This is a genomic window from Kitasatospora sp. NPDC056531, from assembly GCF_042794375.1.
Lineage (GTDB): Bacteria > Actinomycetota > Actinomycetes > Streptomycetales > Streptomycetaceae > Kitasatospora.
In genome coordinates this window covers 66,971-79,465 of record NZ_JBHTTU010000011.1, presented here as the reverse complement: position 1 = coordinate 79,465, position 12,495 = coordinate 66,971, and the positions used below count along the sequence as shown (strand labels likewise).

General features: G+C 71.6%; 10 protein-coding genes. 3 read left to right on the top strand and 7 right to left on the bottom strand.

Annotation, left to right across the window (positions count from 1 at the left end; translation table 11 throughout):
* Positions 1–98: 98 nt before the first annotated feature.
* Positions 99–692, bottom strand: coding sequence for an isochorismatase family protein (locus ACFQ87_RS13565; RefSeq protein WP_380610871.1), 594 nt, complete (start codon positions 690–692; stop codon positions 99–101).
* 316 nt (positions 693–1,008) lie between these two features.
* Between ACFQ87_RS13565 and ACFQ87_RS13560 the strand changes: the two genes are divergently transcribed.
* Positions 1,009–2,091: a serine hydrolase domain-containing protein gene (locus tag ACFQ87_RS13560; protein WP_380610870.1), complete on the top strand. Its 1,083-nt coding sequence runs from the start codon at positions 1,009–1,011 to the stop codon at positions 2,089–2,091.
* A 255-nt stretch (positions 2,092–2,346) separates the two neighbouring features.
* On the top strand, positions 2,347–3,834 hold the full coding sequence (locus ACFQ87_RS13555; protein ID WP_380610869.1) for a protease: 1,488 nt from the start codon (positions 2,347–2,349) through the stop codon (positions 3,832–3,834).
* Positions 3,835–4,029: 195 nt separating this feature from the next.
* Here the strand turns inward: ACFQ87_RS13555 and ACFQ87_RS13550 are convergent, their stop codons facing one another.
* Genes ACFQ87_RS13550 through ACFQ87_RS13530 form a run of 5 tightly spaced genes read right to left on the bottom strand, consistent with a single transcriptional unit; the run spans position 4,030 to position 9,929 of the window.
* A complete protein-coding gene (locus ACFQ87_RS13550; protein ID WP_380610867.1) occupies positions 4,030–5,085 on the bottom strand; it encodes a LacI family DNA-binding transcriptional regulator in 1,056 nt (351 codons plus the stop codon).
* 29 nt (positions 5,086–5,114) lie between these two features.
* Positions 5,115–6,839 (bottom strand): glycoside hydrolase family 36 protein, encoded by a 1,725-nt coding sequence (locus tag ACFQ87_RS13545; RefSeq protein ID WP_380610866.1) that lies wholly within the window; start codon positions 6,837–6,839, stop codon positions 5,115–5,117.
* A 2-nt stretch (positions 6,840–6,841) separates the two neighbouring features.
* Positions 6,842–7,669, bottom strand: a complete 828-nt coding sequence (locus ACFQ87_RS13540) for a carbohydrate ABC transporter permease (protein ID WP_380610865.1) — start codon at positions 7,667–7,669, stop codon at positions 6,842–6,844.
* Positions 7,666–8,589 (bottom strand): carbohydrate ABC transporter permease, encoded by a 924-nt coding sequence (locus ACFQ87_RS13535; protein WP_380610864.1) that lies wholly within the window; start codon positions 8,587–8,589, stop codon positions 7,666–7,668. The genes ACFQ87_RS13540 and ACFQ87_RS13535 overlap by 4 nt, the downstream gene beginning before the upstream one ends.
* Entirely contained in the window at positions 8,586–9,929 is a 1,344-nt protein-coding gene (locus tag ACFQ87_RS13530) for an ABC transporter substrate-binding protein (RefSeq protein ID WP_380610863.1), read from the bottom strand. Before ACFQ87_RS13530 ends, ACFQ87_RS13535 begins: the two co-directional genes overlap by 4 nt.
* A 454-nt stretch (positions 9,930–10,383) precedes the next feature.
* On the opposite strand from ACFQ87_RS13530, the gene ACFQ87_RS13525 reads away from it, so the two are divergent.
* Positions 10,384–11,868 carry an IPT/TIG domain-containing protein gene (locus ACFQ87_RS13525; protein ID WP_380610934.1) on the top strand — a complete coding sequence of 495 codons (1,485 nt, stop codon included), beginning with the start codon at positions 10,384–10,386 and terminating at the stop codon, positions 11,866–11,868.
* Positions 11,869–11,960: 92 nt separating this feature from the next.
* Here ACFQ87_RS13525 and ACFQ87_RS13520 read toward each other — a convergent pair whose 3' ends face one another.
* A complete protein-coding gene (locus tag ACFQ87_RS13520; protein WP_380610862.1) occupies positions 11,961–12,344 on the bottom strand; it encodes a hypothetical protein in 384 nt (127 codons plus the stop codon).
* Between the last annotated feature and the right edge of the window lie 151 nt (positions 12,345–12,495).

The following is a 12,495-nucleotide window of genomic DNA, read 5'->3' as shown; positions in this document are numbered from 1 at the left end:
GGGGGGTGTGGTGGACTCGGGGGGGGGGGGGGGCGGGGGGCGGGTGTGGGGGGGGGGGGGGTGTTGCCGGAGGACGGAAACCCGCCCCCCCGACCCGCTCAGGCGAGCACCACCGGGGTCCCCGTCAAGTCCACGCCCGCGCGGTTCAGTTCGCCCAGCGCGGCCTGGGTGGTGTCCGTCGCCACGCCCGCCGTGTAGTCCAGCAGCACCCGGGTGTCGAAGCCGGCCTTGGCCGCGTCCAGGGCTGTGGCCTTGACGCAGTGGTCGGTGGCGATGCCGACCACGTCCACCGCGTCCACGCCCTGGTCGTGCAGCCAGTCGGCGAGTGGGGTGCCGTCGGCGGTGAAGCCCTCGAAGCCGCTCTTGGAGGCCGAGTGAGCCCCCTTGAAGAACACCTCGTCCACCGCGCCGGCCTCGACGGCGGGCAGGAAGGCGGGGTGGAACTCGCCGCCCTCGGTGCCGACCACGCAGTGCACCGGGAAGGAGTCGTGGAAGTCCGGGTGCTCGGAGAAGTGGCCGCCGGGGTCGATGTGGTGGTCCCGGGTGGCCACCACGCGGGACCAGCCCTCGCGCTCCGGGCCCTGGACCAACCCGGCGATCGCCCGGGCCCGGTCGGCGCCTCCGCCGACCGGGATGCTTCCGCCCTCGCAGAAGTCCTTCTGCACATCCACCACGATCAGCGCGCGCGTCATCGAAAGGCCTTTCCTCAGGGAGTCCCACGGATTCGCGGCCCAGCTTGACGCGTTGGCGGAGCGTGGGCGAAGCAACCGGGCGGCAGTTCACCCGAACGGACTTCCCGACCGGCGAACTCCCCGACATCGAACCCATCCTCCCGTCACCCGGATCGGCCGGTCGGACCAGGTCAGCGCCGCCTGGCCGTGGAGCCAGTTCCCCGGCAACGACACGCCCAGGACGAGCAGCACGCCGACCACCGGCGCCGCCGCCCACCCGAGGGCCACGTGCAGCACCAGCCACAGCGGCGTCCGCCACCGATCGGCGCCGGAGACCGTGGCGGACCCGGCGGGCGCGGGCAGCGGCACCCCCAGCAGTCGACGGGCGGACGCGACCAGCACCCGCCGTGTGCCGCGGGCGAGCCCGAGCGCGCCGATCAGTGCGGCCCAGACCAGTAGGGCCAGGACGACCTGGACCGGATACGGAGCGGGTCGCAGTGCCACCGCCGGCAGCGCGGCGAAGGGCACCAGCGGAATGCTCACCAACGCGCCGCACCAGGCGAACAGCACACCCGCATACGTGGAGCCGCGCAGCAGCGGCCGAATCCCTCTCATCATGATCATCAACTATGACCTCGCAGCTCAGCACCGTCATCCCCCGATCGGGGGAGCGCTTTCTCCCGCCATCCCGCGATGTGCGTCCCGGCCCCCGGAAGCCAGGATCGTGTCCGAGCAGTTGGCGGGGGATCGGTCCGACCTCCCCTCATTTCACGGCGATCCCGAAGGAATTGGTTCATGCACAGGCAAGACCGGCAGACTCCCCGACGGCACGGCAGCCGGCACGAAGTTCGCGTACAGCAGCACCAACTACGTGCTGGCCGGCCTGATCGTCCAGAAGGTCACCGGCCGCCCCCTCGCCGAAGAGATCGAGCAGCGCGTCATCAAGCGCGTCGGGCTGCGCCACACCTCCTTCCCCGCCCCCGGCGACCGGGCCATCCGCGGACCCCACCCCCACGGCTACCAACAGGATTCCGTCGGCGCGCCCCTGCGCGAGTTCACGGACATCGACCCCTCCGCGGGCTGGGCCGCGGGTCAGATGATCTCCACCAACTCCGACCTCAACCAGTTCCTCACGGCACTCCTCGCCGGCCGCCTCCTCCCGCCCGCCCAGCTCGCCCAGATGCGCGGCACCGTCCCCATCGGGGACACCGGTGCCGGCTACGGACTGGGCCTCATCAGCAGGCCGCTGTCCTGCGGGGGCGTCTACTGGGGCCACGGCGGCGACATCCCCGGGTACGAGACCCGGGGCGGCGCCACCGACGACGGCCGCGCGGTCAACGTCGCGGTGACCGGCATCCCGGCCGACCCCGCCGTCACCACGCACATCGAGAGCCTCGTGGACACGGCCCTCTGCCGCTGACGGTCGAAGCCGATCCGCCCGCCGGTCACCTGCCCCCTGACCCTTCAGGGGCTGCCGACCCGACAGATGTCGATCTGTTTTCCGACGAGCCATTGAGGTCGGGCCACTCACACGCCTACACTCGCGCCCGTCCGTGACCTTCCGTCCCGGACGCCCCCCACGTGCCCGGGCCGCTCGATCCGACCCGGGTCACCCGCCGACGTCCCCCAACCAACCCTCATGGAGGACTACTTGAAGGCATCAACGATACGCCGCATGCTCCTGGCAGGGGTGAGCAGCCTGGCCCTCGCGGCCTCCGGCGCGCTCGCCGTCCCAACGGTCGGCAGCGCCGTGGCCACCGGCTACCCGGTGGCCCATCCCACGGTGGCCGACTTCGCCCAGGTGTCGACCGGCGCCACTCCCCCCACCCAGACGCAGTGCGCGAGTGCGGGCCGCCGCTGCTTCAGCCCGCAGGCGATCCGGGCCGCCTACAACCTCGGTCCGCTGTACGCCAACGGCTATGACGGTCGAGGCCAGACGATCGCCATCTTCGACTCGTACGGCAGCGACACCATGGCGCACGACCTGCACGTCTTCGACCAGGCCTTCGGCGTCAACGCGATGTGCGGCGAGGAGGGCGTGACCTGCCAGCCGGGCATGCCGACCTTCAGCGAACTGCACGTCCAGGGTTCGCCGGGCACCACCGCGCCGCCGTCCACCAGCCAGGGCACCGGCCAGGAGAGCAAGGCCGCCTGGGCGCTCGAGGTCGCGCTCGACGTCGAGACCGCGCACGCGATGGCCCCGGGTGCCAACATCCTGCTGGTCTCCACGCCCACTGCGGAGACGCTCGGCACACAGGGCTTCCCCGCCCTGATGAACGCCGAGCAGTACGTGGTCGACCACCACCTGGCGAACGTCATCTCGCAGTCCTTCGCCTCCGCCGAGGGGGCGTTCGGCAGCGCCCAGGCGATCGAGCCCCTGCGGCACGCCTTCAAGTCGGCGGCCCTGAACGGCGTCACGGTGCTCGGCTCCTCCGGCGACAACGGGACGGCCGGCTCGGAGAAGACCCCGGTGAAGTCGGGCGGCACCACCCTCCCGTACCCGTCGGTCGAGTGGCCGGCCTCCGACCCGCTGGTGACCGGCGTCGGCGGCACGTACCTGTGCACCGACCCCAACGCGACCGGCGGCCGGACCGTGGACAGCACCGACAACCCGGGCAAGTGCCAGGCCAACCCCGGTGCGGGTGAGGTCGGTTGGACCAACGCGGGCGGCGGGTTCAGCCAGGTCTTCGACAAGCCCGCCTACCAGTCGGCGCTGCCCACCGGCTCCACCCCGATCGGCGCCAAGCGCGGCGTGCCGGACGTGTCCCTGCAGGCCGCCCCCGGCACCGGCGCGCTGGTCTACCTGTCGCTGCCGCCGGACGGCTCCTCCGGCCTCAACTGCGGTGGCACGCCGTGCAGCACGGGCTGGTACGACATCGGCGGCACCTCGCTGTCCTGCCCGCAGTGGGCCGGCCTGGTCTCGATCGCGGACCAGATCAACGGCGGCGGCCTCGGCCAGATCAACCCGGCCCTGTACAAGCTGAGCACCGACCCGGCGAAGTACGCGGCCGACTTCAACGACGTGACCCTCGGCAACAACACCGCCGACCCGACGGTGCCGGGCTACCCCGCCACCACCGGCTGGGACCCGATCACCGGTCTCGGCACGCCCAACGCGGCGAACCTGCTGCCCGACCTGGTCAGCGCCGCCCACACCGGGTGAGTCCGGTCGGCGGCACGAGGGCCCGGCCGCACCGAACCGCAGTGGGTGACGGGTCCTGACCGCTTCGCCCCGTCGAGCCGTTGCCCGACGGGGCGAAGCGGTGCGTGAGAAGTCGGCCGGCCCGACCTCTCGCGCGGTGCCGGGGTCGGTGTCGACGGACCCGCACGGGCCCGCGCGCCGGGGCACGGCGGCCGGTCAACCCGAACTCCCCCGCACCACCAGCTCGCCGGCCAACTCCACCCCCGCCGTCGGCGCCGGCTGCCCGCGCACCTGGTCGAGCAGCCGCCCGACCAGCGAGACGGCGATCGCCTGCAGCGGCAGCCGGACCGAGGTCAGCGCCGGATGGAGATGACGACAGATCGGCGTGTCGTGGAAACCGGTGACCGCGACCCCGCCCGGCCCGACCGTCAGCCCCTCCGCCCGCACCGCCTCGTACACGTCCAGCGCCAGCAGGTCGCTGCCCGCCACGACGGCGGTCGGCCGGTCGGGCCCGCGCAGCAACGCCCGTACCGCCGCGGTCTCCGAGGGCGCCGACGCCTCCGGACGCGCCCCCGTCCGCGGGATGTCCGCCGTTGCGGCGGCCAGCCCCAGTCGGCGGGACTCGGCGAGGAAGCCCGCCCGCCGCGCCGCCATCCAGGGCAGTTCCTCGGAAGCCCCGAGGTAGCCGATCCTCCGGTGGCCGAGCGCGGCGAGGTGGCGCACCACGGCGGCCATCGCGGCGTCGTTGGCCACGTCCACCCAGTGCTGCGGCTCACCGGGCCCCGTCCGGCCGAAGGTGACGAACGGGACGCCGAGCCGGGCGACGTGCCCGACCCTGGCGTCCTCGCGGACCACGTCCGCCAGGACCAGCCCGTCGACCTGGCGGGCCGCCACCAGTTCGTCGACGGCGGCCGACGGATCCGCCGTGGGCGGGACGGGCCGGAACAGCAGCACCCGCTGTCCCCGGGCCCCGGCCGCGTCGACCAGGGCCTCCAGGAAGCCGGCCATCAGCGGGTTGGGGTCGAAGGGGTCGTCCACCGGGGCGAGGTAGCCGATGGTGCGCCGGGCGCCGCTGCGCAGCGAGCGGGCCGACTGGTCGGGCTGGTAGCCGAGTCCGCGGATCGCCGCGGTCACCCGCGCCAGCGTCGCCGGGCGGACCCGGTGCGGGGCGTTGAGCGCGTTGGAGACGGTCTGCCGGGACACCCCGGCCGCGCGGGCGACCTCCTCGATGGTGGTGGCGCCGCTCCGCGGCCCGCGTGGTCCCTCGGGCATGCCGTCCTCCAGGCCGGTGATCGGGGTGGTCAGGGGCGGCGCAGCGTCAGCAGCCCGCCACGGGGGACGGGAATCCCCTGCGCCCGGTCGAGCTCGACCTCGCCCTGCCGGACGATACGCCCCCGGGCGTCCTGCACGGTGACCGCGGCCGTCCCGCTGCCGCCGGTCAGCCGGACGTCCGGGTCGGCGTCGGCGTTGGCCACCATGAGGGTGCGCCAGCCCGTACCCGAGGCGTCCACCGGCAGGGCCGCGTAGCGGGCCACCGCGATGGTCCGCTCGCCCAGCGCCGTGACCAGCGGGTACCCGAGGTCCGGACGGGCCGGGCGCAGCTCGCCGAGCTGCAGGGTGTCGAGGTGCGTGTGGAAGACACCCAGCCAGAAGGCGATCGCCTCCCGCTGCTCGGGAGTCAGCGCGGCGAGGTCGACGGAGACCTGGGGCACGGCGAAGAGCACGTTGATCAGGTGGCAGGCGATCTGCTCCGGCGGCTCGGTCGGGTGCCACATCAGCATGTCGGAGTGGACCGGGACGGGTCCGGCGGCGAGCCGCAGGTCGACGGTCCGCTGCCGGTTCTCCTGCGGGCCGAGCGGGCAGTCGACGGCGCGGATCATGGTGACGTAGGGCCACAGGCCCGGACTGACGTACGGCTGGCGGTGCTCGACCATCGCCTCGGGGTCGGCGGCGGTGATCCGGCCGCGGATGGCGGCGAGCAAGCGCTCCACGCCCTCGTCCACGCCCGCGCAGTCCGCCTCCGGGCCGGCGGCGGGAGGCTCGGCGCGGACGAACGAGTCGACGAAGTCGACCTTGAGGCCGTCCATGCCCCACTCCTCGACGGCGCGGGCGAGCCGCTCGGTGAGGAAGTCGCGGACCTCGGGATAGCGCGGGTCGGCGACGATCGCGCCCAGGTGCGCGACGTCGGCGAGGGCGTAGCGTCCGAGCTTCTGGTAGGCGGCGCTGTCCTTGCCGATGAACGGCAGTGCGTACCAGAGCAGGTAGCGCACGCCGAGCTCGTGCACCCGGCGGACGTGGGCGGCGGTGTCGGGCAGTGAGACCGGCTCCCAGTCACCGCAGTGGGCGTAGCCGCGGGTGCGGTCGGCGGTCATCCAGCCGTCGTCCACGATGATCACGTCCAGGCCGAGCTGTTTGCCGAGCGCGGCCTGGGTCTCGACGCCCTCGGGCGTGATGTCCTGGTGCATCGAGTACCAGGTGGAGTAGGCGGGGCGGCGGGCGGCCTCGGGGATGTCGGCGGTGCGGCCGCTCCCCCACCAGGCGGCGAGGTCGGCCAGGCAGCGGGCGAAGTGCCGCCCCGAGGTGTCGATCCGTACGGTGAGCCGGCCCTCGGCCTGGGCCCAGAACCGGAACTCGCCGGTCTCCTCGACCACCCCGGCCCCGGCCAGCACGTCGGGGCGCTCGGCGGCGAAGGCGCACAGCGCGACGTCCCCGGTGCCGACCAGCGCGGCGATCGGCGCGCCGGCCGCGAGGCCGGTGCGGCGCGGGGCGCTCCACGCGGCGGGCAGCCAGCCGGTGCCGCGCGGCTCGGGGGTCCAGAAGGCGGTGGCGTCCACGCAGGGGACCCGCCACTCGATCCGCACGTCCCCCGGGCTCTCGGCGCTCACCTCGACCACTCCGTCGGCGACCGCGCGGGCGGTGGCCGCGCCGCTCGCCTTCAGGTCCAGGCCCTGCGCGGACAGCGGGCGCAGGCCGCCGGCGACGGTGGGGGCGTGCGGTTCCCAGATGTCGTTCATGGTCTCGGACATGCTCAGCCTTTCGTGGCGCCGGCCAGCAGGCCGGAGATGAACTGCCGCTGGAGGAAAAGGAAGAGGACCATCATCGGCAGGGTGGACAGTGCGGTGCCGGAGAGGATCGCGCCGTAGTCGGTGGTGCTCTTGTTGCCGTACAGGGTCGCGAGGGCCACCGGCAGGGTGTGCATGTCCGGGCTGCGCAGGGCGATCAGCGGCCAGACGAACTGGTTCCAGGAGCCCAGGAACAGGAAGATCGAGAGAGCTGCCAGGACCGGCCGCATGACCGGGACGACGACGCTCCACAGCACCCGGAACTCGCCGGCGCCGTCGACCCGGGCGGCGTCGAGCAGTTCGTCCGGCAGGCCGCTCAGCGACTGGCGCATCAGGAAGATCGCGAAGGGCACACACAGGCCGGGCAGGATGATCGCCTGGTAGGAGTCGAGCAGCCCGAAGCTCATCATCATCTTGAACAGCGGTACCAGCATGACCTGTTCGGGCACCACGAGGGTGGAGAGCAGCAGCACGAAGAGCAGGGTGCGGCCGCGGAAGCGGAACTTGGCGAAGGCGTAGCCGGCGAGCAGCGCGACGATCAGCGCGCCGCCCGTCTGGACTCCGGCCACCAGCAACGAGTTCCCGATCACCCGGAGCAGCCCGATCCGGCGCTGGAGCCGGTCCAGATTGTCGCCGAGGTGGCCCCCGGGGAGCAGTGCGGGCGGCCAGTCGAAGATCTCGGTGTCCTTCCGGGTGGTGGCGATCACCAGCCAGTAGAACGGGCCGACGGACAGGCCGGTGACGGCGGCGAGGAGGAAGGTCAGCGGCCAGCCGCGCAGCTTCTTGAGGTTCATCCGTCCTTGTCCCCCATCAGGCGCATCTGGACCGCTCCGAGCACCGACACCAGCAGGGTGAGCGCGTAGGCGATGGCGGAGGCGTAGCCGAAGTCGAAGTACCGGAAGCCGTTCTGGTACAGGTACATGGAGACGGTGAGGCTCGCGTTGTCCGGGCCGCCGCCGGTCAACACATACGGCTCGTCGAAGAGTTGGAGCGTGCCGATGGTGGACAGCACGACGGTGAACAGCAGCACCGGACGCAACGCGGGGACGGTGACGGCGGTGAAGCGGCGGACCGGTCCGGCGCCGTCGACCATCGCGGCCTCGTACAGCTCCCGGGGGATGGACTGCAGACCGGCCAGGTAGATGACGGCGTTGTAGCCGGTGTAGTGCCAGGTGAGCACCAGGACGACCGACATCCGGGCCCAGAACGGCTGGCCGAGCCAGTCGACGGTGGGCAGGCCGAGCGCGTCGAGCAGCCAGTTGACCGCGCCGTCGTCGGTCCTGAGCAGGAAGGCGAACATCACGCCGGTGGCGACCAGGCCGGTGACGGCGGGCATGAAGACGCCGAGTCGCCACACGGCGCGCCAGCGCACCAGGGCGGAGTTGATGCCGACGGCCATCAGCAGGGCCAGGCCGAGCATCAGCGGGACCTGCACGACGAGGATCTCGCCGGTGTTGCGCAGGGCCGTCCAGAACAGCGGATCGTCCAGCAGCCGACGGTAGTTGGCGAGTCCGGCGGCGCGGGTGGCGGTGCCGGATCCGGTGGTGAAGGAGAGCAGCAGGGAGTCGACGATCGGGTAGGCCTTGAACACGCCGAAGGTGAGCAGGGCGGGGGCGAGCAGCAGGTACGGCAGGGCGGTGCGGCGCCACTGGGGACGGCGGCGGGTCCGTGCGGCCTTCTCGGCGAGGACGACGGGTTGGGCGGCGGCGGTCATGCGATGCCGCGTCCGGTCTGCTGGGCGAGCTGCTTGGCGGCGTCCTGGAGGACGGCGGCGGGGTCGCCGCCCTTGAGGAAGACCTTGGTCTGGGCGTCGCCGGCGAGCTTGAGGGCCCGGGCGTAGTCCCCGGAGTAGTTGGTCGGGTCGCCGCCGTCGACGGCCAGGTCGGCGAAGGTCTTCAGGACGGGCTGGCCGCCGAAGTACGGGTGGGGCGCGGCGTACATCGGGCCGGCGTAGGCCGCGGTGAGCGCGGGGAAGACGCCGCCGGCCTCGAACATGCTGTTGACGGAGTCGGGGCGGGTGAGCGCGTACTCGACGAACTTCCAGGCGGCGCGGCGGCGCGGACTGGAGGCGGCGACGGCGAGGTGGGTGGAGTTGACCAGGGCGGTGCGCCTGCCGCCCGGGGTGACGGCCGGGGGCTTGGCGAGGCGCCAGTTGCCGCTCTGGGCGGCGAACTTGGACTCCAGGTAGTGCGCGGCCCAGGCGGGCATCGGGGCGACGGCGAGCTTGCCCGCCTTCATCGCGGTGGCCCAGCCCTGGTCGCCGGGGGCATCGGCGACCAGGCCGGCGTCCTCCAGGCGCTTGACGGTGGCGAGGGCGCGCACGCCCGGCTCGGAGCCGAGGGTGATCCTGCCCTGGAGGTCGAAGTAGAACGCGCCCTGGAGCTGCATGAGGGACTGCAGGAAGTCCAGGTCGGGGTCCGGGTTGGCGGCCTTGTTGATGCCGATGAGGGAGATGCCGGGATTGGCGGCCTTGAACCGGTCGGCGACGACGATCAGGTCGTCCCAGGTGGCGAGGGCGGCCGGGTCGATGCCCGCCTTGTCGAAGTAGTCCTTGCGGTAGAAGAAGCCAAGCGGGTTGACCTCCCAGGGCAGCGCGTAGACGTGGCCGTCCTTGCCGGTGACGACGGGCCACAGGCCCTTGGCGAACTTGTCCTTGTGGGCGTCGGCGCCGTAGGCGGAGAGGTCGGCGAGGCCTCCGGGGAACTTCTCCAGGTAGCCGGGCAGGTAGTCGCAGCCGATGTGCAGCACGTCGCCGAGGCCCTGGCCGCCGGCCGCGAGGCCGACGGTGATCTTGTCCCAGATGGCGGGGTTGCCGATGTCCTGCACGTCGACCTTGATGCCGGGGTTGTCCTTCTCGAAGGCCGGGACGACTCCACGCAGGGCGGCGGCGGCCGTGGCCCAGGACCAGACGGTGACGGTGCCGGTGTCGGCGTCCCCGCCCGAGCCGCCACCCGAGCCGGAGCTGCCGCAGGCCGCCAGGGCACCGCCGGCGGCCAGGGCCAGCAGGCCGGCCCCGGAGGTGCGGAGCAGGTCTCGACGGGAAAGGTGTGACATTGCATTCCTCTCTGTGGGCGGCGCAGGAGGGCAAGAGGGGAGGGAAGGGGGCCTTGCGGACGTTCACTTTGAACGTTCAAACACACAAGAAAAACCAGAACCCAACAGGTTCACACGAGCGGGAGTCAGCAAACGCCCGCCCGCCACACGCCGTCAACCCCTGTGCACGTGGCGAGCGGGCTCCGAGACCGATCCGTTATCAGTGCACACCCGGCTCGGCGAGCCGCACACACGTGTGACGAACGGCCAACGAGGTGAACCTGGTCAACCTGCAGGCAGGAAGAGCACCGGACAACGCAGCGGGGAGGTCTGATTGTGCGCGATCCACTCTGACGGTCGGTTCGGCACAGGTCTGCCCTGATGCTGCCGAAAGGCCGTCCCGCCTCCGCACCGGCACAACACCCGAGGAGCAGGAACGACGATGGCACCCGATCCGACAATCGCCCAGGTGACCATGACCCTGGCTGCCCTTGCATCCACCGGGGCCACCCCGCGTCCGTCCGGGGAAACCCTGGAGCACCAGACCGCACGGATCATCACCGGCATCAACGCGCAACTGAGCGATCCCGGCCTTGCGACGCAGAACGCGTGGCAGCTGGTGTGGCTCGCCCTGAGCGACGCCAACGCCAACATGGCCTACATCGCGAAGAGCACCAACGGCTCGAACGAGTTCGCCGTGGCCGCTCGCGGAACCGACGCCGATTGGACCGACATCTTCGAGGACATCGAGGTCGGCAAAGTCGTCCCGTTCCCCGAGAGCGGATCGCCGAAGCCCTACGTTTCCAAGGGGGCGAAGGATGCGTTCGACCGGGTTGCCAACGCCCTCTCGATCGCCTCGCCCTCCCCGAACCTCACGCTCGTCCAGGCGCTCGCCGCCGCGATCCAGGCGGCGCCCTCCTCGCCGCAGCCGACCGTCTATCTGACCGGTCACAGCCTCGGCGGTTGCATCGCCAGCATGCTCGCGCCGTACCTGCAGGCACAGGCGAAGACCTGGAAGAAACAGCCGAAGTTCGCGGTGATCACCTATGCCGCTCCCACCGCCGGCGTGCAGAGCTTCGTCGACTACTTCAACTCCCTGTCGTGGGTCATCGACGAGCGTCAGAACAACGCCTACGACCTGGTACCGCACGCGTGGGCAGATCTCGACACCACCGCCGGCTGGTACCCGAGCCCGGGACCGCAGGCGACCGACGAGGTGAAGCTGCTCATCGGGACGTTCGCCCAGAGCACCAAGGGCAACGTCTACGTCCAACCCGGCACGCTCTGCCTGATGAACACCGGATACGCGAGCCTCAACAAGAGCCTGATCAACAAGACCACCCAGGACTTCCTCGGCCAGGTCGCCTTCCAGCACGCCAACGACACCTACCTGGACCTGGTGGGGGCGCCTGACCTCCCTCCCAGGCCGGAGGTGACGAACGTGACCCCTTCCTTCGGCAAAGCGGGCGACACGGTGACCATCAACGGCACCGGCTTCAGTCCGGACAGCGTGGTCGACTTCGACCAATTCGCCTGCACCAAGTTCACCATCGACCCCTCCGGCATCAAGATCACCGCTCAGGTCCCCGACGGAACCGGCGTCGTCCACACCGGCGTCGTCCACGTCCGCGTCACCAACACCCTCGGCACTTCCCCGGCCGTCGCGATGGGGCAGTTCGCCTATGGCGGACCCCCGCCCGTGGTGGTCAGTGCGGTCAGCCCGACCAGCGGAAATGTCGGCACCCCGGTCACCATCAGCGGCGAGGGCTTCGCCCAGGGCGCCACCGTGTACTTCAAGGACAAGGCATCCGACTCGGTCAAGTTCGTCAACACCGGCCAGATCATCGCGACCGCGCCCGGTCTGCTCGACGTCCACCAGACGGTTGACATCACCGTGAAGGTCGGCCAGGCCACCTCTCCCAAGAGCCCGGCGGACGAGTTCACCTACACCGGACGGTAGCGTCCGCACGCCCCGTTCCCGCCTCGTCGAGACGCCCCGCTCGCCTGCGGCATCGGACGACAGTGCGAGGCGTAAAGCGGCTTGGCCTCCGGTCAGTCCCTGTTCGCCACGGCGCGTGGACGGCCTTCGTCGCCGCCATCAAGGCGGGCGAACTGCCCAGCACCTGAAAACACTTGCGCGAGAAGTCGGCTGGGCCGACTTCTCGCGCAAACCTGTTCCGCCCCCAGCAGCCGACTTCGCTCAGGCGGAAGTGTGGACAGCTCGACGCGCGCCGGACGGTGTTCGGTGATGGCGGCGGTGACGTGCTCGCGGGTCCAGAAGTTGCGGCTGCGGGCGTCGTTCTCGAAGCAGCCGAGGATGAGGTCCGGGTGGTGGTCGGTGAGCTCGGCCGGGGTGACGAGCGGGGACTGCAGCGTCTGGCGTCCGGCTGAGGTGGCGGCTGGTGAGGGCCACGTGGGCGTCGGGCAGGGCTGCAAGGTGGGGCAGGATGCCGGAGGTCAGCGCCCCGGGGGGGGGAGGAGAGCGAGAGCGCCAGACGAGGAACGAAGGGGGGGGAAGAAGGAACACCCCCCTCTCTTCTAATGTGTGGTGGGCGAGGTTTCCCAACACGGACGATGCAATCACGCC

What these genes read in the sequence shown, in the direction of transcription:
- ACFQ87_RS13565 (WP_380610871.1), bottom strand. Translation starts at nt 692, where the DNA reads ATGACGCGCGCGCTGATCGTGGTGGATGTGCAGAAGGACTTCTGCGAG.
- ACFQ87_RS13555 (WP_380610869.1), top strand. Translation starts at nt 2,347, where the DNA reads ATGCTCCTGGCAGGGGTGAGCAGCCTGGCCCTCGCGGCCTCCGGCGCG.
- ACFQ87_RS13550 (WP_380610867.1), bottom strand. Translation starts at nt 5,085, where the DNA reads ATGCCCGAGGGACCACGCGGGCCGCGGAGCGGCGCCACCACCATCGAG.
- ACFQ87_RS13545 (WP_380610866.1), bottom strand. Translation starts at nt 6,839, where the DNA reads ATGTCCGAGACCATGAACGACATCTGGGAACCGCACGCCCCCACCGTC.
- ACFQ87_RS13540 (WP_380610865.1), bottom strand. Translation starts at nt 7,669, where the DNA reads ATGAACCTCAAGAAGCTGCGCGGCTGGCCGCTGACCTTCCTCCTCGCC.
- ACFQ87_RS13535 (WP_380610864.1), bottom strand. Translation starts at nt 8,589, where the DNA reads ATGACCGCCGCCGCCCAACCCGTCGTCCTCGCCGAGAAGGCCGCACGG.
- ACFQ87_RS13530 (WP_380610863.1), bottom strand. Translation starts at nt 9,929, where the DNA reads ATGTCACACCTTTCCCGTCGAGACCTGCTCCGCACCTCCGGGGCCGGC.
- ACFQ87_RS13525 (WP_380610934.1), top strand. Translation starts at nt 10,384, where the DNA reads ATGACCCTGGCTGCCCTTGCATCCACCGGGGCCACCCCGCGTCCGTCC.